This is a genomic window from Streptomyces camelliae (assembly GCF_027625935.1).
Classification (GTDB): Bacteria; Actinomycetota; Actinomycetes; order Streptomycetales; family Streptomycetaceae; genus Streptomyces; species Streptomyces camelliae.
This window is the reverse complement of record NZ_CP115300.1, coordinates 2084835-2111590: the sequence shown is the minus strand read 5'-3', so window position 1 is coordinate 2111590 and position 26756 is coordinate 2084835. Positions and strand designations below refer to the sequence as shown.

The 26756-nt window shown below is 70.4% G+C and carries 22 protein-coding genes; 7 read left to right on the top strand and 15 right to left on the bottom strand.

Annotated elements, in window-relative coordinates; genetic code table 11:
* Positions 1 to 95: 95 nt before the first annotated feature.
* Positions 96 to 1022: a homocysteine S-methyltransferase gene (gene mmuM / locus O1G22_RS09560; protein ID WP_270080947.1), complete on the bottom strand. Its 927-nt coding sequence runs from the start codon at positions 1020 to 1022 to the stop codon at positions 96 to 98.
* 195 nt (positions 1023 to 1217) lie between these two features.
* Between mmuM and O1G22_RS09555 the strand changes: the two genes are divergently transcribed.
* The 4 genes from O1G22_RS09555 (at position 1218) to O1G22_RS09540 (ending at position 6425) form a co-directional block, all read left to right on the top strand.
* Positions 1218 to 2615: an amino acid permease gene (locus tag O1G22_RS09555; protein ID WP_270080946.1), complete on the top strand. Its 1398-nt coding sequence runs from the start codon at positions 1218 to 1220 to the stop codon at positions 2613 to 2615.
* A 9-nt stretch (positions 2616 to 2624) separates the two neighbouring features.
* Positions 2625 to 3761, top strand: coding sequence for an aminoglycoside phosphotransferase family protein (locus tag O1G22_RS09550; RefSeq protein ID WP_270080945.1), 1137 nt, complete (start codon positions 2625 to 2627; stop codon positions 3759 to 3761).
* Between the two features lie 167 nt (positions 3762 to 3928).
* The gene (locus O1G22_RS09545) at positions 3929 to 5014 is read left to right on the top strand and encodes a glycoside hydrolase family 43 protein (RefSeq protein ID WP_270080944.1); all 1086 of its coding nucleotides are present in this window, start codon (positions 3929 to 3931) and stop codon (positions 5012 to 5014) included.
* A 1-nt stretch (position 5015) separates the two neighbouring features.
* On the top strand, positions 5016 to 6425 hold the full coding sequence (locus O1G22_RS09540; RefSeq protein ID WP_270080943.1) for a family 43 glycosylhydrolase: 1410 nt from the start codon (positions 5016 to 5018) through the stop codon (positions 6423 to 6425).
* Positions 6426 to 6432: 7 nt separating this feature from the next.
* On the opposite strand, the gene O1G22_RS09535 is transcribed toward O1G22_RS09540, so the two are convergent.
* Entirely contained in the window at positions 6433 to 8112 is a 1680-nt protein-coding gene (locus tag O1G22_RS09535) for a rhamnogalacturonan lyase B N-terminal domain-containing protein (protein ID WP_270080942.1), read from the bottom strand.
* A 189-nt stretch (positions 8113 to 8301) separates the two neighbouring features.
* On the opposite strand from O1G22_RS09535, the gene O1G22_RS09530 reads away from it, so the two are divergent.
* Positions 8302 to 9360: a rhamnogalacturonan acetylesterase gene (locus tag O1G22_RS09530; RefSeq protein WP_270080941.1), complete on the top strand. Its 1059-nt coding sequence runs from the start codon at positions 8302 to 8304 to the stop codon at positions 9358 to 9360.
* Between the two features lie 107 nt (positions 9361 to 9467).
* Here O1G22_RS09530 and O1G22_RS09525 read toward each other — a convergent pair whose 3' ends face one another.
* Positions 9468 to 9635, bottom strand: coding sequence for a hypothetical protein (locus O1G22_RS09525; protein ID WP_270080940.1), 168 nt, complete (start codon positions 9633 to 9635; stop codon positions 9468 to 9470).
* 234 nt (positions 9636 to 9869) lie between these two features.
* On the opposite strand from O1G22_RS09525, the gene O1G22_RS09520 reads away from it, so the two are divergent.
* Entirely contained in the window at positions 9870 to 10676 is an 807-nt protein-coding gene (locus O1G22_RS09520) for an isocitrate lyase/PEP mutase family protein (protein ID WP_270080939.1), read from the top strand.
* On the opposite strand, the gene O1G22_RS09515 is transcribed toward O1G22_RS09520, so the two are convergent.
* Entirely contained in the window at positions 10610 to 11326 is a 717-nt protein-coding gene (locus O1G22_RS09515; protein WP_270080938.1) for an alpha/beta fold hydrolase, read from the bottom strand. The genes O1G22_RS09520 and O1G22_RS09515 overlap by 67 nt on opposite strands.
* Positions 11319 to 11903: a TetR/AcrR family transcriptional regulator gene (locus O1G22_RS09510; RefSeq protein ID WP_270080937.1), complete on the bottom strand. Its 585-nt coding sequence runs from the start codon at positions 11901 to 11903 to the stop codon at positions 11319 to 11321. Before O1G22_RS09510 ends, O1G22_RS09515 begins: the two co-directional genes overlap by 8 nt.
* Before the next feature lie 273 nt (positions 11904 to 12176).
* On the opposite strand from O1G22_RS09510, the gene O1G22_RS09505 reads away from it, so the two are divergent.
* Positions 12177 to 12455: a hypothetical protein gene (locus O1G22_RS09505; protein ID WP_270080936.1), complete on the top strand. Its 279-nt coding sequence runs from the start codon at positions 12177 to 12179 to the stop codon at positions 12453 to 12455.
* A 179-nt stretch (positions 12456 to 12634) separates the two neighbouring features.
* Here O1G22_RS09505 and O1G22_RS09500 read toward each other — a convergent pair whose 3' ends face one another.
* The 10 genes from O1G22_RS09500 to O1G22_RS09455 all read right to left on the bottom strand — a co-directional run bounded on the left by O1G22_RS09500 (position 12635) and on the right by O1G22_RS09455 (position 26619).
* Positions 12635 to 13417 (bottom strand): ABC transporter permease, encoded by a 783-nt coding sequence (locus O1G22_RS09500; RefSeq protein WP_428986485.1) that lies wholly within the window; start codon positions 13415 to 13417, stop codon positions 12635 to 12637.
* Positions 13418 to 13438: 21 nt separating this feature from the next.
* Complete coding sequence (locus O1G22_RS09495) at positions 13439 to 14242, bottom strand: ABC transporter permease (protein WP_270080934.1); 804 nt, start codon at positions 14240 to 14242, stop codon at positions 13439 to 13441.
* Position 14243: 1 nt separating this feature from the next.
* Positions 14244 to 15257, bottom strand: a complete 1014-nt coding sequence (locus O1G22_RS09490) for an ABC transporter ATP-binding protein (protein WP_270080933.1) — start codon at positions 15255 to 15257, stop codon at positions 14244 to 14246.
* 107 nt (positions 15258 to 15364) lie between these two features.
* Entirely contained in the window at positions 15365 to 18247 is a 2883-nt protein-coding gene (locus O1G22_RS09485; protein ID WP_270080932.1) for a glycoside hydrolase family 2 TIM barrel-domain containing protein, read from the bottom strand.
* A 12-nt stretch (positions 18248 to 18259) separates the two neighbouring features.
* Positions 18260 to 19132: a carbohydrate ABC transporter permease gene (locus O1G22_RS09480; RefSeq protein ID WP_270080931.1), complete on the bottom strand. Its 873-nt coding sequence runs from the start codon at positions 19130 to 19132 to the stop codon at positions 18260 to 18262.
* Entirely contained in the window at positions 19129 to 20094 is a 966-nt protein-coding gene (locus tag O1G22_RS09475; protein WP_270080930.1) for a carbohydrate ABC transporter permease, read from the bottom strand. Before O1G22_RS09475 ends, O1G22_RS09480 begins: the two co-directional genes overlap by 4 nt.
* A 20-nt stretch (positions 20095 to 20114) precedes the next feature.
* Positions 20115 to 21380, bottom strand: coding sequence for an ABC transporter substrate-binding protein (locus O1G22_RS09470; protein WP_270080929.1), 1266 nt, complete (start codon positions 21378 to 21380; stop codon positions 20115 to 20117).
* Between the two features lie 313 nt (positions 21381 to 21693).
* Complete coding sequence (locus O1G22_RS09465) at positions 21694 to 23535, bottom strand: glycoside hydrolase (protein ID WP_270080928.1); 1842 nt, start codon at positions 23533 to 23535, stop codon at positions 21694 to 21696.
* Between the two features lie 11 nt (positions 23536 to 23546).
* Positions 23547 to 24860, bottom strand: a complete 1314-nt coding sequence (locus tag O1G22_RS09460) for an ROK family transcriptional regulator (protein WP_270080927.1) — start codon at positions 24858 to 24860, stop codon at positions 23547 to 23549.
* 496 nt (positions 24861 to 25356) lie between these two features.
* Positions 25357 to 26619, bottom strand: coding sequence for an FAD-binding protein (locus O1G22_RS09455; RefSeq protein WP_270080926.1), 1263 nt, complete (start codon positions 26617 to 26619; stop codon positions 25357 to 25359).
* Positions 26620 to 26756: the final 137 nt, after the last annotated feature.

The following is a 26756-nucleotide window of genomic DNA, read 5'->3' as shown; positions in this document are numbered from 1 at the left end:
GCGGCAACATGGGCAGCAACCGGTTCCCATGCGCGAGGCTAGCGGCCGGAAGGGGGCACGGACCAGAGCCGCTACGGCCGTCGCCGGCATCGGGTTCAGGCCGTGGCCAACGTCTCCCTGATCGACGTGATCGCCTCCGGCCCCACCCGGCAGCAGCCCCCGATGAGCCGCGCACCCGCGTCCCGCCAGGTCTTCACCTGCTCGGCACCGAACCGCGACCGCCCCGTCCAGGCCCGCGCCTCCGCGTCCCAGGCCTCCCCGCTGTTGGGGTAGACCACGACCGGCTTGCCGGTGACCCGCGCCGCGATCTCCACCGCGGGCTCGACATCCTGCGGAGCGCAGCAGTTCACGCCCACCGCGATCACCTCGTCCACGTCGGCGGCCGGCGCGAACGCCTCCTCCAGGGGCTGGCCGGCCCGTGTGTGCATACCGTCGACCGTGTACGAAAGCCACGCCGGCACCCCGAGGCCTCGCACCACCCGGAGCAGCGCGGCGGCCTCGCCGGCGTCCGGAACCGTCTCCAGCGCGAGGACGTCCGGCCCGGCGGCGGCCAGTACCTCCATGCGCGGCCGGTGAAAACGCTCCAGCTCGTCCACGCTCAGCCCGTACCGGCCCCGGTACTCGGAGCCGTCCGCGAGCATCGCCCCGTACGGGCCGACCGAGGCCGCCACCCACAGCGGCCGCCCGACGCCCGTGTCCCCGGCCCGGCGGGCGGCCGTACGAGCGAGGCCGACGCTCAGCGCGAGGAGCCGCGCCGCCTCCTCGTGGCCGATGCCGCGCCGGGCGAAGCCCTCGAAGGTGGCCTGGTAGCTGGCGGTGATCGCGACGTCCGCGCCCGCCAGGAAGTAGGCGAGATGCGCCTCGGCAATTGCTTCCGGCTGCTCGGCCAGCAGCCGCGCCGACCACAGTTCGTCGCTCAGGTCGTGCCCGGCCGACTCCAGCTGATTGGACATGCCGCCGTCGAGGACGACCGTCCCGGCGGCGAGGGTGTCGGCGAGGCTGGGGGAGATGCTGCTGTTCATGTCACGACGCTAGTCGAAGCGGAGCCGGGACGGGCCACGGTGTCCAGCAGGTGAGCATCCCCGGCGTTGGGTCCAACCTGCGAAAACCCTGTACGCACCGAGTTTGTGTCCAGTGTGTGAACAGATCGCCCAGCATATGGACCACGGGGTTACGATCACGCTCCTCCCCGCTCCTGCTCCCTCCCCGGAACCGCCATGACTGCCCCCGACTCCACCGTCTCCGACTCCACCGAGTCCACCGAAGCCGCTCCGCTCACCGGGACCCCCGCTGCCCCCCGGCGCCGCTCCTTCGGCCTCGTCGCCGCGACCGCCCTGGTCATGGGCAACATCATCGGCGGCGGCATCTTCGCCCTGCCCTCCGCCGTCGCCCCGTACGGCACCGTCAGCCTGCTCGCGTTCGCCGTGCTGTCCGTCGCCGCCGTCCTGCTCGCCCTGCTCTTCGGGAAGCTGGCCCGGCGCAGCCCGGTCACCGGTGGGCTGTACGTCTACCCGCGCGACGCGTTCGGCCCGTTCGCGGGGTTCCTGTCGGCGTGGTCGTACTGGACGATGTGCTGGGTCAGCATCGCCGCGCTCGCGGTCGCCGTCGTCGGGTACACCGACGTTCTCATACCGCTGCACGGCAACCACCTGCTCGAAGGCCTGGTCGCGCTCGCCGCGCTGTGGCTGCCGGCCGCCGCGAACTTCGCCGGCACCCGCTGGGTCGGCGCGGTGCAGATCGTCTCCACCGTGCTGAAGTTCGTCCCCCTCCTCCTGGTGGCCACCGTCGGCCTGTTCTTCGTCCATGCCGACAACTTCGGCCCGTTCAACGCCACGAGCGACAGTGTCCCGGGTGCCGTCGCCGCCTCGGCCGCGCTGCTCCTCTACAGCTTCCTCGGAGTGGAGTCGGCCGCGGTGAGCGCGGGCGAGGTGGACGACCCCGAGCGCACGGTCGGCCGCGCGAGCGTCCTCGGCACTCTGGGCTCCGCCCTCGTCTACCTGCTCGGCACGGTGGCCGTCTTCGGCCTGGTGCCGCACGAGCAACTGGCCAAGTCGGGCGCGCCCTTCGCCGACGCGGTGAACGCGATCACCGGCGGCCACTGGGGCGGCACCGCGATCGCGCTGGTCGCCGTCGTCTCGATCGTCGGCTGCCTCAACGGCTGGATCCTGATGGCCGCGCAGATGCCGTACGCCGCCGCCCGCGACGGGCTCTTCCCGGCGCCGTTCGCCAAGGTGGGCAAGGGCGGTGTGCCGGGCTTCGGAGTGTGGGCCTGCGCGGTGCTCGGCACGGTCCTGATCGCCCTCAATTACACGGCGGGCCCCGACACCACCTTCCGGATCCTCGTCCTGATCACCACCTTCACCGGCTGCGTGCCCTATCTGCTGTCGGCGGCCGCGCAGTTGTACTGGCTGGCCCGGGGTTCGCGCGCCCAGGTCCGGCCGGCCGGGCTGGCCCGGGACCTGATCGTCGCCGCCCTGTCCTTCGCCTTCTCCTTCTGGCTGATCGCGGGCGCCGGCTACGCGGCCGTCTACCAGGGCGTGCTGTTCCTCTTCGCGGGCATCCCGGTGTACGTGTGGCTGCGCGGCCGCCAGGACCCGGCCGAGGCGCCCGCCTAGCCTGGGGAGGTGACCACACCTCTCCCCGGCGCGCCGGGCTCCCCGGCACTGCCCCGAGGCGAACTGCGTGCCGTCTTCGGTGAGTTCACCGGTCCGCCGGAGTGCACGCCGCTGGTCCACAATCCGCGCAACGGTGTCACGGCGGGCGTCTGGCGGGTCCGGGCGGGCGACCGCTCGCCGGTCCTCAAGGTGCTGACCCGGTCGAAGCGGACGAAAGCGGGCTGGGCGGCCTCGGCGGATCCGCGGCACTGGAACTACTGGCGCCGTGAGGCCGAGGTGTACGCCTCCGGGCTCACCGGGGTGTGGCGGTCGTCCGGGCTGCGCGGCCCCCGGCTGCTGACTGCGGCCGAACGGCCTGGCGGGGACGTGGCGTTGTGGCTTGAGGACGTGCCGGGCGAGCCGGCCACCGGCTGGCCGCTCGACCGCCACATCGAGCACGCCCGCCGCCTGGGTGCAGCCCAGGGCGCGGCCTGCGTCGCGGACCGGCCATGGCTCTCCCGGCGCTTCCTGCGCGACTACATCGGTGCCAAGACCCTCGGCGAGGAACTGCTGGACAGCGACGAGGCCTGGCAGCAGCCCCTGGTGCGCGACCACTTCCCGCCCGGACTGCGGCGGGACATGGTCCGGCTGCGGCACGACCGGGAGTGGTTCCTGCGGGTGCTGGAGGCGCTGCCGCGCGCCTTCTGCCATCTCGACCTGTGGCCGGCGAACGTCATCGACGCCGGACCGGACACGGTGCTGCTCGACTGGGCCTTCGCCGGTGACGGCGCCCTCGGCGAGGACCTCGGCAACTACCTCCCCGACTCGGTCTTCGACCTGTTCGTGCCGGCCGCCCGGCTGCCCCGGTACGCGGCCGCCGCCTACGACGCCTGTCTGCACGGCCTGCGAGACAGCGGCCACAGTGGTGACGAGCGGCTGGTCCGGCTGGCCGTGTGCGCGTCCGCGGTGAAGTACGACTGGCTCACCGCCCAGATGCTCGCCCGCGCGGGGGAGGAGCAGCTGGACTACGGCGGCGGACGCACCGTCTCCGCCGAACTCCACTGCCGCGAACGGGGCTTGGTGCTCGCCTTCCTCGCGGACCGGGCCCGCGAGGCCCGCACGCTCGCCCCGCTCCTGGGCTTCCCGGAGGCGCCGAGCGGCCGCTGAGCCGTACCCGGAGGGCGTACGCGGACGACGCGGGAGAAAGGGCTTTCCCCTCCGCGTGTCGAACCCATTGACCCCTCGGATGCTCACCCGTACCTTTTCGGCGTTCGGCATTACAGATGATGTACGACATCTCGAACCTCCCGTTTCCCCACCGAGAGGCAGCCCGCATGAGCCGCGAACCCGACCTGTCCCAAGTGCCCAGCCGCAGACTGATGTTGAAGGGCGCCGCGCTCGCCGCAGGAGCACTGGCCACCGTCCCCGGCACGGCCCAGGCCGCCCCCGCCGACGCCACCGAGAAAGCCGGCCCCTACGTGAACCCCCTCGTCCTCCAGCGCGCCGACCCCCACATCACCCGCCACACCGACGGCCTCTACTACTTCACGGCCACCGTCCCCGAGTACGACCGCATCATCCTGCGCCGCTCGCGCACCCTGAACGGCCTCTCCACCGCCGCCGAGTCCGTGATCTGGCGGGCCCACGCCACCGGCCCGATGGGCGCGCACATCTGGGCGCCCGAGCTGCACCGCATCGGCGGCAAGTGGTACATCTACTTCGCGTCGGCCCCCGCCGAGGATGTGTGGGCGATCCGCATCTGGGTGCTGGAGAACTCCAACCCCGACCCGTTCAAGGGGAGTTGGGTGGAGCGCGGCCAGATCCGCACCGCCTGGGAGACGTTCTCCCTCGACGCCACCACCTTCAAGCACCGCGGCACCCGCTACCTGGTCTGGGCGCAGCACGAACCCGGCATGGACAACAACACCGCGCTGTGGATCTCGAAGATGGCCAGCCCCTGGACTCTCACCGGACCCCAAGTGCGCCTCTCCACCCCGGAGTTCGACTGGGAGTGCGTCGGCTACAAGGTCAACGAGGGCCCGTACGCCCTGCAGCGGGGCGGCCGGGTCTTCCTCACCTACTCGGCCAGCGCCACCGACTACCACTACTGCGTCGGCCTGCTGACCGCCGACGCCGACAGCGACCTGATGGACGCCCGGAGCTGGACCAAGTCACCCGTGCCGGTCTTCACCAGCAACGACACCACCCACCAGTACGGCCCCGGCCACAACTGCTTCACCGTCGCCGAGGACGGCCGCAGCGACGTCCTCGTCTACCACGCCCGCCAGTACAAGGAGATCACCGGCGACCCCCTGCACGACCCCAACCGCCATACCCGGATCCAGAAGCTCGGCTGGAAGCCCGACGGCACTCCGGACTTCGGCGTGCCCGTCGCCGACACCGTGAAGGAGCGTGTGTGAGATGAGACGCGTCTACGCCCTCCTGCTCGCCCTGTGCTGCGCCCTCGCCGCCGCGCTGACGGCGGCCGGACCCGCCCAGGCGGCACCGCAGACGATCACCAACGGCACGCAGTTCACGGACACTTCGGGCAACGCCGTACACGCCCACGGCGGCGGTGTCATCAAGGTCGGCTCCTACTACTACTGGTTCGGCGAGGACCGCAACAGCGACAACACCTTCCGCTACGTCGACGCCTACCGCTCGACCGACCTGAAGAACTGGGAGTTCCGCGCCCACGTCCTGTCCCAGTCCTCCGCCGCCGAGCTGTCCACCGCCTACATCGAGCGCCCGAAGGTCATCTACAACGCAGCCACCGGCAAGTTCGTGATGTGGATGCACAAGGAGAACGGCGTCGACTACACCCAGGCCCGCGCCGCCGTCGCCGTCTCCGACACGGTCGACGGCAGCTACTCGTACCAGGGCAGCTTCCAGCCGCTCGGCCAGTACCAGTCCCGCGACATGACCACGTTCGTCGACACCGACGGCACCGCATACATGGTCTCGTCCGCCAACAACAACTACGACCTGAACATCTACAAGCTCACCGCCGACTACACCGGCATCGCCGGCCTGGTCGCCAACCCCTGGCCCGGCGGACACCGCGAGGCCCCGGCCCTGTTCAAGCGGGGCGGCGTCTACTTCATGCTGACGTCGGCTGCCACGGGCTGGAGCCCCAACCAGCAGCAGTACGCCACCGCCACCTCCCCGGCCGGCCCCTGGACCTCCTGGAAGAACGTCGGCGACTCCACCGCGTACGGTTCCCAGACCGCCTACGTCCTTGCCGTGCAGGGCAGTTCGGGCACCTCGTACCTCTACATGGGCGACCGCTGGGGCAACTCCTTCGGCGGGACGGTCGACGACTCCCGGTACGTGTGGCTGCCGCTGACCTTCCCGGCCGCCACGTCGATGTCGATGTCCTGGTCCCCCGAGATCACCGTCGACACCACCGCCGGCACGATCAGCGGCACCAGTGCCACGTACAACACCCTGATCGCCCGGCACAGTTCCAAGTGCGCCGACGTACCGAACCAGTCCCTGTGGCAGGGTGTCGCGATCAGCCAGTACACCTGCAACGGCGGCACCAACCAGAAATGGTGGTTCAAGGACCTCGGCAACGGTTACTACGAGCTGATGGGCCGGGGCAGCTCGCTGTGCCTCCAGGAGAACGCGAGCGACGTGACGCAGGAGAACTGCACCGCTGCCACCGCCCAGCAGTGGGCGGTCGCCGCCTCGGGCTCCTACGTGAACATCAAGGCCCGTACGACCGGAGAGTGCCTGGACGTGTCCGGCGCGTCCACCGCCGACTCCGCCGCGATCATCACCTACACCTGCAACGGCGGCACGAACCAGCAGTGGACGCGTGGAACATGACGGTTGTTCAGGCAAGCAGGTCGATCGCGTCGATCGCCGTGCCGGCGCTGAGATAGCCCGTCGTCCCCGAACCGCTCACGATGTCGATCTTCAGCACGTTGTACTGGCTGGTGTCCGTGAGCCACGCGGTGGCCGGGACGCTGTAGGAGAACGTGTAGTTGTTGCCCCGGTACGAGCCGACCGTCAGGGACCGGGTGCTCGGCTGGGTGGGCGGGGAGGGGATCGCCGAGGTCCAGTTGCCGTTGACCGTGATCTGCGGCCGGCCGTTGGCGTAGGCGGTGGTCACGCCGATCCGCAGGGTGTGCGCGGCGGCGGCCTGGGCGGCGGTGAGCCTGAAGTAGACGAGCAGGCCGCCGTTGACGTCCTTCCACAGGTAGCACGGGAAGGCGGAGGTCTCGGAACCGCTTCCGATCACCACGTTCCCGGTCCAGGAGGAGGCCCGCACGTCCGAGGGGTGCGCGTACGTCATCAGATCCGCGTTCTTGAACCCGCTCGGTGTGCCGTCCCAGTTGCCGATGCGCCAGATGGCGCTCGCGTTCGACGGGTCGTTGGACGACGGGACGGTGATCGTGTTGAGGGTGGTCGTCGCGCCCGCGGATACGGTCACCTGTGTACTGTATACAGCCAACTCGCCCTTGTAGACCGTCAGCGTGTATGCACCCGGCAGGATCCTGGACACCGAGAACCAGCCGTCCGACGCCCGCGCCGTACCCCAGTACTGCGCCGCCGAGTTGGCCAGCCCGACCGTGTACGTGTACGCCGTGTCCCGTCCGCTGATGCCGACGCCGGCCACCCGGCCCCGGCCGCCGTCGGCGACGTACCCGGAGATGCCGAGCGAGTCGGCCCAGGGCGTGGTGAGGGTGCCGTGGTACAGCGAGGACGAGGGTGCCCCGCCGTCGGTGAAGGCGATGACGTACGGGCCCTGGAGGCCGAAGCGCTCGGCCTCTGTCTGGTTCTCGCCGTAGTAGAGGATCTCGTACAGTCCGCCGCCGTCGGCGCTCTGGTGGCGCAGCAGCGAGCGGTAGAAGGGGCCGCCGGAGGCCTTCTCGTGGTTGCTGCGGACGATCCACAGGCCGACGCTGCCGGTGGTCCAGCCGATGTAGTCGTAGTCGATGACCCGGTGGCGGGAGTAGTGCTTGGAGCGGGTCTGCCCGTCGGACTTGGCGAAGACGTCCGAGGCCTCGACGGTGCTGGTGGTGTAGGTGTAGGAGTCCGGTTCGTCGTTGAGGAACAGGCCCGCCTTCACGCGCACGATGTACCGGGTGGCGGTGACCGAGGAGTCGGCCTTGTTGGTCCACAGGTAGATGTTGTTCTCGCCGCTGCGGGCCGCGTAGTAATGCCGCAGTGTGCCGTAGGCGACGGAGATCAGGATGGTCGAGCCGGACTGGGCCAGGGTGACGGTGGAGGTGCCGAGGCCGGACTCGACGTGGGAGTTCTTGCCGCCGTAGCCCTGGTACTCGGTGCCCTTGTACACCAGCGAGGTCAGGTCGCCGTTGGTCTTGCTGACCTTGAAGACGAGGCTCGCGCCGGTGTCGACGACGTAGTTGGAGCCGTCGTCGCTCCAGCCGAAGCTCGCCGCCGACGCGGTGGCCGCGAGCGGGCCGGCGAGGGCGGCCGTACCGGTGGCGGCCGCGGCGGTGACGACGAAGGCGCGGCGCGTGACCGCGCTGTTCGAGGATCCGGACATGGGGGTGCCTCCTTCGGGAGGTCCGGGAGTGCGGGTGTGAGGCAGAGTGACAGTTGAATCGATTTCGCGAAAGGGCTTTCGCCGCTTTGCAGTTGGTGATCGTATGAATTCGACGAGAGGCCTAGAAAGCGCTTGCGGAGAGCGGTACGGTCCACCGGCCGGACCTTGTGAATCGCCGAGGAGTCACGAGTGAGACGTTTCAACGCTGTGCGCGGCACCGTCCTGACCGCCGTCACCGTCACCCTGTGCGCGACCCTGACGGCCACCCCCGCCCAGGCCCACCCCGGACCGCGGCCGCTCGGCCTGGAGAACTGCACCGCCACCGGCTGCCACTTCGACGTCCCGCCGGGCACCTACGACGTCACGGTCCGGCTCGGCGGCGCGGCGGCCTCCAGCACCGCCATCACCGGCGAGACGCGGCGCTCGCTGCTCCCGGAGACCGCCGTCGCCGCCGGCGAGCGCGCCACCCGCGCCTTCACCGTGAACGTCCGCACCCCCGAGGGCGAGCCGACCGGACCCGACGGCACCCCCGGCCTGGACCTCATCCTCGGCGGCTCCGCCCCCGCCCTGGCCGGCATCAGCGTCACCCCCGCCCACCATGCCCGCCAGATCATCCTCATCGGCGACTCCACCGTCTGCGACCAGCCCGCCGCCCCCTACTCCGGCTGGGGCCAGCAGCTCCCGCAGTACCTGCGCAAGGGCCTGTCCGTCGCCAACTACGCCGACTCCGGCGAGAGCACGGTCACCTACCTGGCCAACCCGCAGCTCTGGGACACCGTCCAGCCTCTGATCCGCCCCGGCGACCTCGTCCTCGTCCAGCTCGCCCACAACGACAAGACCACCGACGAGGCCACCTACCGGGCCAACCTGGAGACCCTCGTCGCCGGCATCCGGGACAAGGGCGGCGAACCGGTGCTCGTCACCCCCATCGTGCGCCGCTGGTTCAACGCCGACGGCACCCTGAACAACAACACCGCCCTGCTGGTCAACGGCCTCGGTGTCGACCTCCCGGCGGTCATGCGGTCCGTCGCCGCCGGCGAGGACGTCCCCCTGATCGACCTCACGGCGAAGACCAAGACGCTGGTGGAGTCCCTCGGTGTGACGGGCTCCAAGGCGATCTACCTCTACAACGAGAAGCGCGACAACACCCACACCTCCGTGCACGGAGCGACCGTCTTCGCGGGCCTCGTCCGCGACGCGCTCGTCGCCCAGCACCTGGTGCCCGAGGGCCTGGTGCGGGTGGGATGAACTCCTGGGGCGCTCCGACCGGAACCGGGGCGCCCCAGGACCCGCCAGGAAGGCCGCGTGCAGCGCGATGCCCTCGTTGTGGCTGCATCCCCAGCTCCAGCCGCCGCTCAGCTTGGCGCCCTTGGCATGTAACCGGCCGAAAGATAGGGGTACTTGGCGGGCAGGGAGACGGTCGTGGACGTGACGGTCGGGGCCGGGGTGGTGACATGGGCCGCCCCGGCCGTGGCGTACCACGCGCCCGCGAGCAGCCCGGCGGCGGCGAGTGCGCCGATCACGGGCTTGCGGGCCTTGCGGACGCGACGGTGACTGGTGGTGCGTGGTGCTTGAGTCGTGCCCGGGGGTTGCCACCAGGCGCGGAAAAGTTGCCGAAGTTGTTTCCGGTGCCTCTGTTACGCATGGGGTGGTGGGGTGATCGGGAGGCCGGCAGTCCATCGTCCGTAGGGATGATCGGCGGGCCTGCCGTCCATCGTTCGGTGCGCGCCGAACCGTGCGGCGCCTAGCGTGGCCGTATGACCGCAGAGCCCACCGCCACCACATTCGCCGGACTGCACCGCCCGGGCGAGCCGCTGCTGCTCCCCAACGCCTGGGACCATGCCTCGGCCGCCGCCCTCGCCGCCCGGGGGTTCGCGGCGATCGGCACGACCAGCCTGGCCGTCGCGGCGGCGGCCGGGCTGCCCGACGGCCAGGGAGTGACCCGCGAGCAGACCCTCTGCCTCGCCCGCACGCTCGGCCCGGAGCCCTACCTGCTCTCTGTGGACGCGGAGGACGGCTTCTCCGACGATCCGCAGGAAGTCGCCGAGCTGGCCGTTGAGTTGTGGTCCGCCGGGGTCGTCGGCGTCAACCTGGAGGACGGCCTCGGACCGGTCGGCCGGCACGCGGCGAAGATCGCCGCGGTGAAGGCCGCCGTGCCCGGCCTGTTCGTCAACGCCCGCACGGACACCCACTGGTCGGGCGACGGCGACGAGACGGAGACCCTCCGCCGCCTGGAGGCTTATCAACAGGCGGGAGCCGACGGGGTGTTCGTGCCCGGCCTGACCGACCCGGACCGGATCGCCGCCCTCGTCCGGCGCGTCGACACCCCGCTCAACATCCTCTACTCGCCCACGGGCCCCACCGTGTCCCGGCTCGCCGAACTCGGTGTCGCCCGGATCAGCCTCGGCTCGCTGCTCTACCGGCGGGCGCTCGGCGCGGCGCTGGACGCGGTGGCCGACATCGTGGCCGGACGGGTGCCGGGCGGTACGACACCGTCCTACGCCGAGGTGTGCGCGCCGGACAGGAACGTCTCGGTGAGCAGGCCGGCGAACTCCTCGGGGTGATCCAGGGTGCCGAGATGCCCGCCCGGGAACTCCGCGAAGCGGCCGCCCAGTCGGTTGGCGAGGAACTCGGCGGTGCGGTAAAGGAGTTGGCCGCGAGAATCGGCGCCGGCGGCGAGCGTGAGGCGGTGCCCGGCCGGCGTGACGGAGGGGACGTACGCCGTGAAGGGGTGCAGGACGTGGGCGAGGAAGACGCCCATCGGGGTCGCCGACGCGCCCTCGGCGGGCGGCCGCTCCGGCCCGTCCAGCTGCCCGATCAGCTCGGCTCGCCGCTCCGCCCCGTCCGGCAGCACCGTCACACACGGCGGCTCGTGCGCCACCACACCCGCCAGCCGCCCGGGGTGCCGGGCGAGCAGGTCGAGGACGGCGATCCCGCCGGAGCTGGTCCCGAACACATACGCCCGCTCGCCCGGCGGCAGCACCGCCTCCAGCACCCGGTGCGCCCCGTCGCTCCAGTCCGCCGGCCGCTGGTCCGGGACCGGCAGCCCGAGCCGCCCGTGGGCGAGCCCCAGCGGGTCGTACGTCACGACCGTGAAGCTCCGAGCCAGGCGTTCCGTCAGCGGCCCGAGCCCCATGGGGTGCCCGGCACCGCCCGGGAGGATCAGCAGTACGGGACCGCTGCCGGTCACGTCGCGGTGAAGCGGTTCAGTCATGTTCCTTCGTCTCCCGGGGCCAGTGGGTGAGGGCGAGGTGCAGGGCGTCGACCGCCTTGTCCCAGGAGGCCTGGACGTCCCGGGCCGCGCCGAAGCCGCCCGCGGACTCCAGGGCGCAGTAACCGTGGAACGTGCTGCGCAACAGCCGTACGGCGTCCGTCAGATCGGGTTCGTCGAGGCCGTAGGCACGCAGCATCCCGTGGGTGATCTCGGCCGTGCGGCGCAGGGCGGGGGAGTCGGCGATCAGGGACTGGTCGATGCGGATCTGGGTGGCCGCGTACCGGCCCGGGTGCTCCAGGGCGTACGCGCGGTACGCCCCGGCGAAAGCGGCCAGCGCGTCCTTGCCCGCGCGGCCCGCCACGGCCGGCGCGATCCGGTCGATCAGCTCGCCGCCCGCATGCAGCGCGAGCCGGGTGCGCAGGTCCTCCAGGCCCCGGACGTGTGAGTACAGGCTCGCGTCCTTCACTCCGAAGCGGCGGGCGAGTGCGGACAGGGTGACGTGCTCGAAGCCCGCCTCGTCGGCGAGGTCGGCTGCCGCCGCGATCAGCCGGTCGACGGTGAGTCCCGCACGGGCCACCCGACACCTCCTCCTTGGATACCTAGGGATAATCCTAGGACATCTAGGTTGTGAACCGCTGTCGGGGGACACCAGGGCTTGCCGCTCTGGCCGGTTGAAGCGATTCAATGGCGGCGCGTGTGATCGCGTCGTCAGCCCAGGACCGGACGTTGCAGCCAACGTGCCCGGAAAGAAGCGGCAATTGCTGCGATGCCGACGAGTGATACAGCTGTTCCGTCGACCCTTGCCTTCGGCCCTGGTCACGCGGTCCTCGACCCTGTCACCGGCGCACCCGTGCAATTCGTGGACGGGGAGAACCGGGCTCGTCGGTTCCTGCTCGATGGCGCTGTCACCGTCTGGCACTCGGTCGAACACCAGTGGGGCTCGGGTCACCCGGTCACGGACCGGGGAGCGGCCCGCTGGCACACTCCCGCCGCCCACACCCTGACCGGCGATCCGGCTTTCCATGACGCGGCGGAGGAACGGCTGCCGTGGCTGCCGGCCTTCGGCGGCCGCCCCGCGCACACGGCCGATCCCCTTGCCAACGACCAGGACTGGCACCTGGTGCTGTGACTGCACACACAGCAGGAGGCCAAGCAGACCGATGCCGAGAGGTCCCTCAACAGGTGACCCGGCGGGCCTCGCCGACCGCATGCGTGCCCGGTGGATGTGGTGACGGGAGGTGAGTACGCGGGCCCGCTGCTGGGTGCCGGCTGCGGTCAGGCTCCCTTCCGTGCCCGTTCCGGTCGCGGTCATCCGCCCACCCCCGTGTAGTGCGCGAGACTGCGCCGCCACAGCAGACGGGCCGCGAGATAGGCCAGCACGCCGAGCGCGGGGGACAGCGCCGCCAGCCAGTACGGCGCCCCGGTGTCGTGCCCGTGCCCGGTCAGCACGGCCGCCGGGAAGTACGCGACGAACGCGAGCGGCAGGCCGTAGGTCAGGAAGCCGCCCACCGCTCTCGGCAGCACGTTCAGCGGATAGCTGCCGAACGTGCCGAGCAGCTCCTCCAGCCAGTTCCCCCAGTAGTCGGCCGCCGGGAACCGCAGCGAGGCCGCCGCCACCACCGTGAACAGCGCGGCCTCCAGCAGCATCCCGCCCAGCACGGCCGCGACCAGGTACGCCGTCCGGCCCGCCGTCCACTGCAGATGGCTCCGGCTCAGCGCGCCCGCCATCAGGCCCACCGCCACCGTCAGGTCGCCGATCGCGTTGGTCGGGAAGAACTGCAGCTGGATCTGCCGGTACACCGGCATCGGACGCAGCAGATACGCCTCGATCCTGCCCTCCTGGATGCTGCGGCCCAGCCCGTGCACCCGGCCCAGGAACAGCACGAACAGCCCGTGCGCGAGCATCCGCGTCGCCGGGATCAGCAGCACGTCGGAGCTGTCCCAGCCGCCCATCCCGGTGAACCGGGCCAGCAGCACCGTCGCGAACACGACCACCGAGACCTGCCAGATCGCACCGATCGCGATGTTCATCAGGAACTCGGCCCGGTACTCCAGCTGGGCCCGGAAGTTCAGACGCGTGATGCGCCACATGATCCGTACGGCGTCCACGGCTCAGCCTCCCTGCGAGATCACGCGGCGCCCCGCCCGCTGCCACAGAAACCGGGTCAGCAGCGCCAGCGCGGCCACCCAGCCCGCCTGCACGGCGAGCTGGAAGCCCGCGTCCGTCACCGGGATCCGGCCCACGTACAGCGACAACGGCACGTTCAGCGTTGCCTGGAACGGCAGGAAGGAGCTGAGCGTCACGAACCAGTGCGGGAAGAACCACAGCGGCGCGTACACCCCGGACAGCAGGTTCTGCGCGAACATCAGGATCAGCAGCGCGGAGGTGTTGCGCAGCGTCCAGAAGCACAACTGGTCGATGAGCAGCATCAGATAGTGCAGCACCCACTGGCCCAGCAGCAGACTCAGCGCGAACACCCCGCCCGCGGCAGCCGACTCGGGCGGCTCGACCACCCCGGCGGCCAGACACACCGCGTAGCCGGTCACCGCCCACGCCAGCCCGTACAGCTGCTCGCCCAGGGCCCGCAGCGCGTAGTAGCGGTGAGGCGGCAGCGGGCGCAGATACCAGTAGACGATCGTGCCGTAGTGCAGGTGCTGCTGCACGGTGTCCCGGCCGGCGTACTGGTCCAACTCCCTGAGGCGAGAGGCGAGTACGGCCAGCACGGCGTACGTGACCGCCTGCCCGCGGCCGAGGCCCGCCGTCGTCCCCGTGTGCGCGTACAGCCCGTGCCACAGCGAGGCGACCAGCACGATCCGCACCGTCAGCCGCAGCAGCGCGGCCGTGATCCGGGGCGGGGTGTACAGCTCGCCGAGCGGGGTGACGCGAGCGGCCCGCCAGGCGTACCCGGCCGTCATGTCACACCGCCCCCGCCTGGGCGTAGGCCGCCCGCATCACGTCCTCAAGGTCCGCCTCGTCCACGGCGACCCCCGTCACCTCGTACCGCTCGATGACCAGCTTCAGCGCCTGGTGCACCGTGGGCGCGTCCGGCCCGTCGGGTCCGAAGACCACCTGCGGGCCCTCCCGGCCGAGCAGCGCGATGCCCGGCAGCGGCCCGGCCGGGGCGTGCGGGTCGGCGAGCGTGGCCCGCACCTGCCAGGTCGAGCCGAACGTACGGCGGATCTCCTCCAGGGTGCCGTCCACCACCAGCCGCCCGTGATTGACCAGCACCACACGCTCGGCCAGCCGCTCCACCTCCGTCATGTCATGGGTAGTCAGCAGCACGGTACGGCCGCGCTCGGCCACCTGGTGCCGCAGGAACTCCCGCACCTGCTCCTTGACCACCACGTCCATGCCGATGGTCGGCTCGTCCAGGAAGACCACCGGCGGATCGTGCAGCAGCGCGGCCGCGAGATCGCTGCGCACCCGCTGCCCGAGGGACAGGTGCCGCACCCGGGTGTCCCAGAAGGCCGACAGGTCCAGCAGGTCGTCGAACTCCCGCAGCCGGGCCGCGTGTTCGGCCGCCGGGACGCCGTAGATGTCCTTCAGGATCGCGAACGACTCCCGCACCGGAAGGTCCCACCACAACTGCGTCCGCTGCCCGAACACCGCCCCGATGTTGCGGGCGTTGCGCTCCCGTTCCCGGTACGGCACCACACCCGCGACCCGCGCCTCGCCGGAGGTGGGAGTGAGGATGCCGGTGAGCATCTTGATGGTGGTGGACTTGCCGGCGCCGTTCGGACCGAGCAGTGCGAGCAGTTCACCCGGGGCGACGTCGAAGGAGACGTCCCGCACGGCATGCTTGGCCACCCGCTGAGGGTTGACCAGTGAGCGCAGCGCGCCGACGGTACCGGGGCGGCGGACGGTCGTGTGGAAGGTGCGGGAAAGCCCGCGCACCTCGATGCGGCCGTCCGCCCGGGGCGTTCGGGTCACTCGGGTCACTGCACGTCCCTTCTCGTCAAGACGTCGTCGGCGGTGACATGGCCGCGGCCGGCCGGGGGGAGGGCCGGCCGGCCGCGGTGGGCGTCAGGAAGCGCCCGTCAACTCGATCGCGGATCCTGGACGGTGGAGAACACGAAGGAGAACTCCGCCGGCTCGGCCCGCAGGTGATACGGGGGCAGCGGGCCCGGACCGCAGGACTGGGAGCCGATGCCGTGCTGGCCGTGGTCCAGGTTCACCCACACGGTGTCGCCGGGCGTGAGATCCGTGCGGTGCGTGGCCGCGTCCAGCTGCTCGGTGGTCCAGCGGCGGGCGGTGAGGGAGAACACCGGGTCGCCCTCGATGCGCAGCCCGCCCAGCTCCGCCCAGCGGACGTCGATCCGGGCGCCGTTCTCCTGCGGACGGACGTACGGCGTCTGCATATCGTCTACTGTCGACTGCCAACGGCCGACTGCAGACGCCATCCTGGTGTCTGCGTACGCCTCCCCGGGACCCCCGCCGAACCACCGCACGCGGTCGGCCGCGGACAGTCCGAAGCGGATGCCGAGCCGGGGCAGCGGCACGGTCCACTCACCTTCCGGGGTGGTGCATACGGTCAACCGCAGACTGTCTCCGTCAGACGTCCAGCGATATACCGTCGACAGTCCCACCTCCCGGGCGGCCGGTGCCACCCGGGTGCGGACCGTCAGCGCATTCTCGCCGGCCTCCACCGCGTCCAGCCGGTGCCGCATCCGGTGCAGGCCGAGGGTGCGCCACAGCAGGCCGTAGCGGGTGTCGTCCTGCCAGGCGGCGCCGTCGTCGTTGTCGGTGGTGGCCCGCCACACGTCCAGGCGCAGACCGGTGACCGGTACGTCGCCGATCGCGGTCAGGGCACCGGTGCGGGCGTCGAAGGTGCCGGGGCCGAGGGTGATCACCCCGTCGCCGGGCACCGGGCGAGCCGTCGGCGCGGCCGACGGCACCTGACGCTGCGCCGCCTGGACCTGGCCCCAGGCCACGACGTGGTCCTTCGGCGCCCACGGGGTGTCGGCCGCGAGCACCGCACGGACCGTCCAGTGGGCCTCCCCGGCCGGGGCCGCGGCCGGCGGTGCGGGCAGCTTGACGTCGGCGGACTCGCCGGGCGCCAGCGCGGGCACCGCAAGGGTGCCGGACTCCACTGGCTCGCCCTCGACGTCGTACGACCAGGAGAACGCGAGCGCCGACAGACCGGCGAAGTCCTGCTTGTTGGTGATCCGGACCATGCCGTCGCCGGCGGTGGCGTCGATGCCGACCGGTTCGATCACCTTCTTGTACTCGACCAGCCCGGGGGAGGGCCGCCGGTCCGGGAAGAGCAGGCCGTCGCAGACGAAGTTGCCGTCGTGCAGCTCCTCACCGAAGTCGCCGCCGTAGGCGTAGCCCAGCTCCGGGTGCGTGATGCCGTGGTCGATCCACTCCCAGACGAAGGCGCCCTGGAGCCGGTCGTACGACTCGAACAGCCGCTGGTAGTCGGCGAGGCCGCCGGGGCCGTTGCCCATGGCGTGGGCGTACTCGCACAGGATGAAGGGGAGCCCGCGCCGCTTGTGGGTGCCGCCGTCCAGGTCCTGGCCGATTCTCTCGACCTCGGCGTGGGAGGCGTACATCCGGGAGTACATGTCGGTGTCACGGCAGTCGATGTCGCCCTCGTAGTGGAGCAGGCGGGAGGAGTCCCGGCCCGTGATCCACTCGGCCATCGCGGTGAGGCCGCGTCCGGTGCCGGCCTCGTTGCCGAGGGACCAGATGACGATCGAGGGGTGGTTCTTGTCCCGCTCGACCATGCGGGAGGCGCGGTCCAGCAGCGCCGGGGTCCAGCGGTCGTCGTCGACGGGGTTGTCCCGCCAGCCCTGCTCGGTGAAGCCGTGGGTCTCCAGGTCGCACTCGTCGATCACCCACAGGCCCAGCTCGTCGCACAGGTCGAGGAAGGCCGGGTGGGGCGGGTAGTGGGAGGTGCGGACGGCGTTGACGTTGTGCCGCTTCATCAGCAGCACGTCCTCGCGCATCGTCTCCAGGTCCAGCGCCCGGCCCTTCTCCGGGTGCCACTCGTGCCGGTTGACGCCCTTGAACAGGACCGGCCTGCCGTTGACCTTGATCAGACCGTCCGACAGCTCGACGGTGCGGAAACCGATGCGCAGCGGCACCCGCTCGCCCTCGGTGACCAGCTCGCCCGTGTACAGCCGGGGCACCTCCGCCGACCAGGGCTCGACCGGCACGGTCACGCTCTCGCCGGTCGCGATGTCGATGCCCAGCTCGGCGACGGTGACCCGGCCGTCCACATCGGAGTCGACCTTCAGGGTGCCGGTGCCGGCGAGGTGGTCGTAGGAGGCGTGCACGAAGAAGTCGGCGGCGGCGCCGGCCGGACGGTGCAGCAGAGTGACGTCACGGAAGACGCCCGGCAGCCACCACTGGTCCTGGTCCTCCAGGTAGGAGCCGGCCGACCACTGGTGGACACGGACCGCCAGTACATTGTCCGCGGTCTTCAGCAGATGGCCGACGGCGAACTCGTGCGGCAGCCGCGAGCCCTTGAACTCGCCGATCTCGGTGCCGTTCAGCCACACCCGCGCGCACGACTCCACCCCGTCGAAGCGCAAGCTGGCGTCGCCCTCGGCGAGGTCCGGCCAGTCGGCCGGCAGGTCGAAGACCCGCAGGTGGTCGCCGGTCGGGTTCTCGGTCGGCACATGCGGCGGGTCGACCGGGAACGGGTAGAGGTGGTTGGTGTAGATCGGGGAGCCGTGGCCCTGGAGGACCCAGTGGCCGGGGACCGAGACCTCCGCCCAGTCACCGGCGTCGTACCCCTCGGCGGCGAAGGAGTCGTCCTCGGCGTCGGCCGTCTGCGCCAGCCGGAAGCGCCAGCTGCCGTTCAGGGACAGGGTCCGGGCGTCGGAGGACGCGTACCAGGCGCGGGGCGGCAGCGCGCCGGAGCCCGGGGAGACGTCCTCGACGTAGGCGGTTTCTGTGGTGGTGCGGAAAGACATCGGTCTCCTAGCTCAGCCCTTGATACCGGTCTGCGCGATCCCCTGCACCAGCCAGCGCTGGAGGAAGAGGAACACGAACACCAAAGGCAGGATCGAGATGGCGGTGGCCATGAAGATCAGGTGGTAATTGACGGTCTGATTGGTCATGTACGAAGACAGGGCGACCTGGACGGTCCAGGAGCTGGGGTCCTGGCCGATGACCAGCGGCCACAGGAAGGAGTTCCAGCCGCTGATGAAGGTGATCGTGGCCATCGCCGTGAAGAAGTTCAGCGAGTTCGGTACGACGACACGCCAGTACGCACCCCAGTAGCCGAGCCCGTCCACGCGCGCCGCCTCCTCCAGCTCTTTGGGGAACCCGAGGAAGTACTGCCGGAACAGGAAACAGGTGAAACCACTGAACAGGCCCGGGATGATGAGACCGCGGTAGGAGTCCACCCAGCCGAGTGACGACACCAGCACGAAGCTCGGCACGAAGGTGACGGCCGTGGGGACCATCAGGGTGGCGAGGACGGCGTAGAACACCTTGTTGGCGTGCTTGTACGGGATGCGGGCCAGGCCGTAGGCGGCCAGCGAGCACACCAGCAGGGTGCCGGCCGTCGTCAGGACGGCGACGATCGCGGAATTGATCAGCGAGCGGCCGAAGTCGACGCTGGCGTCGTGGAACGGCTCGGTGATGTTGCCCCACTGGATGTGGCTGGGGAACCACTTCCAGTTCTCACCGGTGATCTCCGGGTCCTGCATGAGGGAGTTGCGGACGATCAGATAGAAGGGGAGCAGGAAGAGCAGGGCGGCGATCCCGACGGCGATGTAGAGACCGGCATTGCCGATGACGCTCCCGCGCCTGGCACGGCGCGGCCTGTCGACCGGAGGTGTGCTGGTGGTCACTTGGACTCCTCACCCCTTCCGAAGCCCATGATTTTGCCCTGGAACAGAGTCACGATGCAGATCAGCAGGGTCAGGATGACCGCGCCCGCGCTGCCCTGGCCGTAGTCCTGGTTCACGCCGATGGCCGTCTTGTAGAGGATCACGAGGGGCGGCTGGCCCCACGTGGCCTTGCCCATCAGGTTGAAGAACTCGTCGAAGGCCTGGTAGGCCGCGACGAGCAGCAGCAGGATCACCGCGGTGGACGTGGCCCGCAGCTGCGGCAGCGTGATGTACCGGAAGGTCTGCCAGCCCGGCTTGGCGCCGTCGATGGCGGCGGCTTCGTACAGCTCCGACGGGATGTTCTGGAGCGCCGCCAGGAACAGGATCATGTAGAAACCGGCCTGCAGCCACAGGCGCAGCGTCACGATGACCAGCCAGTACCAGGGCGGGCTGGGATCGGCGAGCCAGGCCACTTGGTCGACACCGAACCAGCCGAGGACGGTGTTGGCCAGACCGAAGCGGACACCGTTGAAGATGGACATCTTCCAGATGAGCGAGGCGGCCACGTAGCTGCATGCGGTCGGCAGGAAGAACACGGACCGGAAGAACGCCCGCATGAACGTGAGGCGGTGCACGAGCAGCGCCAGGCCCAGCGAGAGGGCCCAGGTCGTCGGGACGATGAACGCGGCGAACACGGTGAACGTCACCAGCGAACCGGTGAAGTTGGGGTCGGAAAGGACCGTCTTGTAGTTGTCGAAACCGATGAAGTTGCTCGGCGTGACGGTGAACCGGGCGTCGAAGAAGCTGAGCCAGAGGCTCCAGCCGATCGGCACGAAGACGAAGATCACCAGGCCGATGAGGAACGGGCCTGTGAAGAGCCAGAAGTTGAGTGTGGCGTTGCCCCGCAGGCCCCGCCGCGGCCTGGCCTGGGAGGCCTTGGCCGGGGCGGGGCTCGTGAGGTCCCGGGCGGTCGTGGTCGACATGTCGCAGTCCGTCCGCCGGCCTATCCGAACAGCTTCTTGAGCTCGCGGTTGACCTTCGTGTCACACGTGTCGAGCGCGGACTTCGGGTCGCCGTTCTTGCGGACGGTGTTGGCGATGACGTCGTTGAACGCCGTGATCATGGCCTGGGTCCAGCCGATGTTGTCGAAGTGTCCGTAGGTGTTGAACAGCTTGACGCCGTCAGCGGCCGCACCGGACTTGAGCTTGGTGGCCTGCGCGGCGATCGAGGCGCGCGGCGGAATGTGGAAGCCGTAGGAGGTGGCGAAGTCCTCCTGGTACTGCTTCTGGTCGATCCACAGCCACTTCACGTACTCCTTGGCCGCCTCGACGTTGTCGCCCTTGGCGTTGACGAACATCGACCAGCCGCCGTTGTAGACGGACTGCTTGCCGCTGGAACCGATCTTCGGGAAGGGGAAGACGCCGAAGTCGTCGCCGAGCGCCGCTTGGGTGGCGGGCATCCCCCACATGCCGCCCCACTGGATGGCGCACAGGCCCTGGTTGAGCGCGGAGGGGTCCCAGAAGTCGGCCGGCGCGTCCAGCAGCAGATTGCCGCTGGTGAACAGCTTGCGGAGCTTGGTGAGGCCCTCGATGACGCCGTCGGTGTGGTAGGCGATCTGGTTCTTCTCGTCGAGGGTGTCGGCGCCGGCCGACCAGATGAGGTTGTTCTGGATCGCGGTCAGGTCGTTGCCGAGGAAGAGGCCCTTGACCTTGCTGGTGGTGAGCTTGGCCGCGGCCTCGATCAGCTCGTCGAGGGTCGTCGGTACGGCGACGTTCGCCTTCTCCAGCATCGACTTGCGGTAGAAGAAGAACTGCGGGTCGTCGATCATGCGGACGCCGTATATCTTCCCGTCGACCGTGTGCGACTTGATGTCGGCCGGGTTGAAGTCGTCCTTGACCGGGTCGATGATGTCGGTCAGGTCGGCCACCTGACCGCTCTTGATGAGCTGGATCTGCGGGTGGAACTCGAAGACGTCGGGCGCCTGCTTCGTGAGCAGGGCCGGAAAGAGCTTGTTCTCGAAGTTGCTGCCGGTGATCCACTGCGTGGACACGTTGGCCTTGGTGTACGCCTTCGCGTACCGCTTGACGGCCTGCTCCACACCGGCCTCGCCGTACGCGTGGAAGTACTGGACGAGCTGCTTGCCCGAACCCGATCCGCCCCCGCGGCCGTTGTTGCTGCCGCACGCGGCGAGCGGGGCGGCGACGGCCAGACCGGCGGCGGCCCGGAGTATCGAACGGCGGTTCCAGCTGGTGTTGCTCTGTGCCGACATGCTGACGTCCTTGTCTGTGGAGTGCGGCTCTAACGGCTCTGGCGGCTTTACGGCTCTACGGCTCTGCGGCTTGGTTCCGCGCCCGGTGGCCGGATGGCCGAGTGGCGTGAAAGAGAGGGTGCGGACGGGGACGTTAACCTTCGGCTAAGGCTTCGGCAAGGGGTTGGACGAAGTCTGTACGAAGCGTTGTATTCGGTTCGGAATCACGAACAGGGCGCCGGGGCAAGGGAGATGAGGGCCGCCGGGTCAGGGGTGTGGCCGGCGGCCCTCGGTCAGGGGAGCGGGGCTGCGGGGGCTCTCGGGGGAGCGGGGACTACTGCCTGGCCCACGCCTCGTTGGCGCCGCCGTTGCAGCTGTAGAGGATGACCTCGCTGCCGTCGGCCGTCGCCTGCCCGCTGACGTCGAGGCACTTGCCCGACGCCTCGTTCACGATCTGCCCGTTGCCGTTCAGCAGCCAGCGCTGGGTCCCGTCACCGGTGGCCGTGGCACTCGCCGTCAGGCCCGAACTCCCGGCCGTCAGATAGCCGCCCGCGCCCTTCAGAGTGCCCTGCGCGTCGTACGACCAGGACTGGTCCGCCGCGCCCGTGCACGAGGCGATCGCGGCCCCCGAGGCGCCGGCGGTCAGGCACTTGCCGGACTGCTTGCCGGCCAGGGCGCCGGTGATCGCCGAACTGCCGTGCCCCGTCTGGTCGAAGACGTACGTCGTGATCGAGCGGGCGGCGAGCGTGGTGGACACGGTGCCGCCGCTGACCGAGGGTTTCGCGACCTTCGCCCAGTCCTCGTCCGCCGAGGTCCGCACCGCCTGCGTCGCCCGCACCGGCGTCTTGCTGTTGAAGTGCAGGTTCAGGGGTGTGTCGGAGGTGTTGTGGTTGTTCACCACGACCACCCACCGGCCGTTCCGGTCGTACGACGACACCTCCACGCCGGCCGGCGCCCCGGTCACGTTGTGCGCGACCGAGCCCGGCCGGACGAACTTGCTGTACTGGCCCAGCGCGTAGTACCGCTTGGTGAAGTACAGCGTCTGGTTGCCGTTCGTCGCGTAGTCGGGGTCGTAGTAGATCAGGCCGTCGTTCCAGCCCTGGTCGTTCTTCGCGGTCGGGCTGGTGCCGTAGCCGCTCGCGAGCGCCACCCACCACTGGAACGCCGAGTCGTGGGAGCTCGCGAAGTCCTTGTAGATGATGCGCGACATCAGCAGCGCGTTGTCGATCGTGGGGTCGTACTCCTGGTTCCAGCCCGTGGTGCCCTTGCCGAAGCAGCAGATCTCGGTGGCCCAGGACGTCTTGCCGACCGACTTCGACGTCTCGTACACATTGCCGAGCTGGCCGTCGTCGGGGTTGTTGTACGTGTGATGCGCGAGCTTGGCGACGTAACTCGCGGTGCCCGGCTGGGCGATCCACTGCGGGACCTCGCTGGTGAACTGTGTGGTCTTGCTGGACTCGTCCGCGATGATCGATGTCTTCTGGTGCCGGGCCCGCTGCTCGGCGCCGAGTGCGCGCACGATGTCGTCGCGCTGGTCGACCGGGACCGGCATGCCCTCCTGGCCGCAGTCGGCGAAGCTGTTGTCCGGTTCGTTGAACGGGCTGATGTAGTCCAGCCGTACGCCCTGCCGCGCGAAGTGGCCGGTGACGTCCGCGACGTACTTCGCGAAGTCGGTCTCGTTCTCCGGCTTCAACTGCCCGCCGCAGCTCTTGCCGTTGGTGGTCCACCGCGCGGGCGCGCTGTTGACGAAGCCGATCAGGTCCTTCACGCCGTACTGCGCGGCGTACTTCAGGAACGTCCGGCCGCCCTTGTCCTTGCTCCAGTCGTAGGAGCCGTCGGGCTTGAGGAAGTCCTCGGCGGCGCGGGCCGGGGTGGTGACCGCGGTGCCGCCGCCACCGATGTTGTAGCGGTACGAGCTGAGGTCCAACCCCTGCTCGGAGAAGAGGAGTCGGGCGACCTTCGCCTGCACCTTCGGGTCGAAGTGCTGGAGGTCGTTGACCCACCAGGCGCCGGACGCGCCGATGTCGTCGATGGTCTGGGCGGCGTGCGGGGAGACCTCGGCGGCCGGGGCGGTGGTGGCGCTCGCGGGCGGGGAGGTGAGGAGGGCAGCGCCGGCGGCCAGCGCGGCCGAGGCTGCGAGCAGCAGGGATCTCTTACGGGGGTGAGACACGTGCATCCCTTCCGTCGTCACGAAGGCGGTGCGGTACGGCTCCTGGCGAGGGTGGTGGTGCGCTGGGTGGTGCCTTTGGGCGCGACCTTGGTGGGGCCCTTGGCGGGGCCCTTGGCGGGGCCTTTGTGGGCGCCCTGCCTCTGCCCGACGGACTGCAGCGCCCCTTCCAGCGCGAACGTGGCCGCGCCGAGGGACACCGGGTCGGTGGGGATCGGGGAGAGGACGATCTCGGTGGCCGCGAGCGGCCGGCGCAGCGTGTGCCGGGCGACGGCCTGGCGGACCTCGTCGAGCAGCGGCTCGCCCAGCCGGGCGGCGACCCAGCTGCTGAGTACGACCAGTTCGGGGTTGAGCAGGTTGATCAGATCGGAGATCCCGGCGCCGAGGTAGCGGGCGGTGTCCCGGACCACCTTGAGCGCCACCGGATCACCCGAGGCGAGCGCGCCGGCCAGCGCCTCGATGGTCGCCGTCTGGTCCTCGGGGTGCAACAGCGGGGAGCGCGGGCTCAGTTCGCGCAGATTCTGCATGATGCCGGGTGCGCCGACGTACGTCTCGACGCAGCCGTGGTTGCCGCAGTGGCACAGCCGCCCGTCCAGCACGAGTGTGGTGTGGCCCCATTCGCCGGCGCTGTTGCTCACGCCCCGGTGCAGTCCGCCACCGAGGGCCAGACCGGCACCGACGCCCGTGCCCAGATTGACGACCACGGCGTCCCCGCGGCCCCGCGCGGCCCCGAACCACAGCTCCGCCACCGCGCAGGCGCGCAGCGGATTGTCCAGGTAGAGGGGGTACGCGATGTGTTCGGCGAGCAGATCGAGGAACGGCACGTCGTGCCAGTCCCAGTTGGGCGCGTACTCGGCGACGCCGCTGTCCCGGTCCACCTGGCCCGGCACGCTCACTCCGACCCCGAGCACCCGGGCCGCCTCGACCCCGGCCTGCGCCACCACGGAGCCGACAGCGGCGGCGACCTGGCCGACCACCTGCTCCGGGCGGCTCTCGCCGGGCCGCATGTCCTCGTCGGCGCGGGCCAGCACGTTGAGCCCCAGGTCGAACAGCTCGACATGGACGTACGTCTCCGCGATGTCCACGCCGATCAGCGCGCCCCCCGACGCGTTGACGGCCACCAGGCCCCGGGGCCGGCCGCCGGCCGAGTCCTCGAACCCGACCTCGGTGATCATGCGGAGGTCCAGCAACTCGCCGACCAGCGTGGCGACCGTGGCCAGGCTCAGACCGGTGGCGGCCGCCAGCTCCTGCCGGGAGGTGGGAGACTCGGCGATGATCTGGCGCAGCACCTCGTAGCGGTTCGCGGTGCGGATGTCACGCGATGTGCGCTTCACGCGGCGGCTCCTCCCATCCCGTCCAGACCAGGCCGGAGCGGCATCGGCACCGGCGCGGGCGTCAGGTTATGGGCTGGGAGGGACTTTCGACAAGGGGTTAGGAAAGGGGCTGGAGAAAGTCCGCCGGATCCGGGCCGGCAGCCCGGGCCGGGAACCGTTGCCCGCTGACTGCGGATGAGCATGTTCCGGCGTGCGTGAGTGAGCACTTCGGCTAGGGGACGCGCGGGCCCTGAAGGATCGGACGGGTGATCGGACGCGGTCGGCTGTCCGGGGAGTTCGACGACCGGCTCCCCGTCGACTGGCTGGTCGCGTCGACCATCGGACTCGGCCATGCCGCGAGCGAGGAGCAGGCCGCGGGCCGGCTGTCCGCCCCCCGCACGGGCCGCCCCGCGCATCAGCCTGTTCCGCCTCCTCGGCGCCGCCGGGCGAGCGGACGCCGCCGGGCCTCGGTGAGGCGAGGGCGTGCGTCCTCGGCCGAGGCGGGGCGAGTGCGTCCTCAGTCGTCCAGGAGATCCTGTACGAAGGCGTTGGTGAACTTTCCGGCCGGATCCAGGGAGCGGGCCAGGGCCCGGAAGTCGGCGAGGTGTGCATACAGTCCACGGACGACCGTCGACGGGATCTCGTAGACCTTCCCCCAGTGCGGACGCGGATCGAACGGAGCCAGCACCGCCTCCAGCCGGCGGACCACCGGCAGGACGGCCGCCTCGTCCCGCACCCACGTGAAGTGCAGCGCCACCGAGTCCCGCCCGTGGGCCGGGCTGAGCCACTGCGGGTCGGCGGCGATCGTACGCACCTCGCATGTCTGCAATACACCGGCGACTGGCGACCGAATACCGTCGATTGCATCCAGCGCGTCGACCGCTGCCGACCGCGGCAGCAGGTACTCCGACTGGATTTCCTCCCCGTTGCTCGGCGTGAACTCCGCCCGGAAGTGCGGCAGCCGCTCGTGCCACGGTCCCGGCACCCCCAGCTGTTCGGTGCAGTAGGTCGCGGGCATGCCCGGCACCGGGTGCATCGGCTCGGTCGCGGGAGCCGCCCAGGGGAAGCTGACGGCCGGCTGGTCGGTGCGGCGCTTGACCCACACCTGCCGGAAGCCGGGCTCGCGCCAGTCGGTGAACAGGCTCACGCTGTACCCGGCGGCGGCCACAGCGGCGAAGTCCAGCCCCTCCAGCGGGAGTTCGGTGAAGACGCGCTGCTCCACCTCGTACGCCGGCTCCAGGTCGAGGGTGAGCGCGGTGACGACGCCCAGCGCGCCCAGCGAGGTCACGGCGCCGGCGAAGCGGGAGTCGTCCCGGCCGATGGTCACCGTCGAGCCGTCGGCGACGATCAGCTCCACCTCCCGTACGGCCGCGGCGAGCGGTCCGTTGGCGACGCCCGAGCCATGGGTGCCGGTCGCCACCGAGCCGGCCACCGAGATGTGCGGCAGGGACGCCATGTTGGGCAGGGCGAGACCGTGCGCGTGGACGGCGTGGGCCAGTTCGGCGTAGCGGACACCGCCCGACACGCGGACGGTACGGGCCGCCGTGTCGATCTCGGTCTCCGGTGGCAGGCCCACGGTCGACACCAGGACTCCGTCCGGGCCGGGGTCGGCGATCCGGTTGAAGGAGTGTCCGCTGCCCAGCACCCGGATCCGCGCGCTGCCCGCCACCAGCGCCGCGAGCGCGTCCGCCGTCCGCGGCCGGTGGAACTCCCGCGCCTGGTAGGTGATGGTGCGCGCCCAGTTGGTGACCGTCCCGGCGGTCTCGGTCGTGCCTGTCATGCTGTGCGTCCCTCCCGGAGAGTGCGTGTGCGCCGACCCTCTCATCCGGCGCGGCCCGACCGGGAGGCGTGATGCGGATTTCGTAGTCAGAACGGACTCTGATTGACGTATCCGCATAATCGCTGGCTCGCTGGATG

What these genes read in the sequence shown, in the direction of transcription:
- mmuM (WP_270080947.1), bottom strand. Translation starts at nt 1,022, where the DNA reads ATGAACAGCAGCATCTCCCCCAGCCTCGCCGACACCCTCGCCGCCGGG.
- O1G22_RS09555 (WP_270080946.1), top strand. Translation starts at nt 1,218, where the DNA reads ATGACTGCCCCCGACTCCACCGTCTCCGACTCCACCGAGTCCACCGAA.
- O1G22_RS09545 (WP_270080944.1), top strand. Translation starts at nt 3,929, where the DNA reads ATGAGCCGCGAACCCGACCTGTCCCAAGTGCCCAGCCGCAGACTGATG.
- O1G22_RS09540 (WP_270080943.1), top strand. Translation starts at nt 5,016, where the DNA reads ATGAGACGCGTCTACGCCCTCCTGCTCGCCCTGTGCTGCGCCCTCGCC.
- O1G22_RS09535 (WP_270080942.1), bottom strand. Translation starts at nt 8,112, where the DNA reads ATGTCCGGATCCTCGAACAGCGCGGTCACGCGCCGCGCCTTCGTCGTC.
- O1G22_RS09520 (WP_270080939.1), top strand. Translation starts at nt 9,870, where the DNA reads ATGACCGCAGAGCCCACCGCCACCACATTCGCCGGACTGCACCGCCCG.
- O1G22_RS09515 (WP_270080938.1), bottom strand. Translation starts at nt 11,326, where the DNA reads ATGACTGAACCGCTTCACCGCGACGTGACCGGCAGCGGTCCCGTACTG.
- O1G22_RS09500 (WP_428986485.1), bottom strand. Translation starts at nt 13,417, where the DNA reads ATGTGGCGCATCACGCGTCTGAACTTCCGGGCCCAGCTGGAGTACCGG.
- O1G22_RS09495 (WP_270080934.1), bottom strand. Translation starts at nt 14,242, where the DNA reads ATGACGGCCGGGTACGCCTGGCGGGCCGCTCGCGTCACCCCGCTCGGC.
- O1G22_RS09485 (WP_270080932.1), bottom strand. Translation starts at nt 18,247, where the DNA reads ATGTCTTTCCGCACCACCACAGAAACCGCCTACGTCGAGGACGTCTCC.
- O1G22_RS09475 (WP_270080930.1), bottom strand. Translation starts at nt 20,094, where the DNA reads ATGTCGACCACGACCGCCCGGGACCTCACGAGCCCCGCCCCGGCCAAG.
- O1G22_RS09470 (WP_270080929.1), bottom strand. Translation starts at nt 21,380, where the DNA reads ATGTCGGCACAGAGCAACACCAGCTGGAACCGCCGTTCGATACTCCGG.
- O1G22_RS09465 (WP_270080928.1), bottom strand. Translation starts at nt 23,535, where the DNA reads ATGCACGTGTCTCACCCCCGTAAGAGATCCCTGCTGCTCGCAGCCTCG.
- O1G22_RS09455 (WP_270080926.1), bottom strand. Translation starts at nt 26,619, where the DNA reads ATGACAGGCACGACCGAGACCGCCGGGACGGTCACCAACTGGGCGCGC.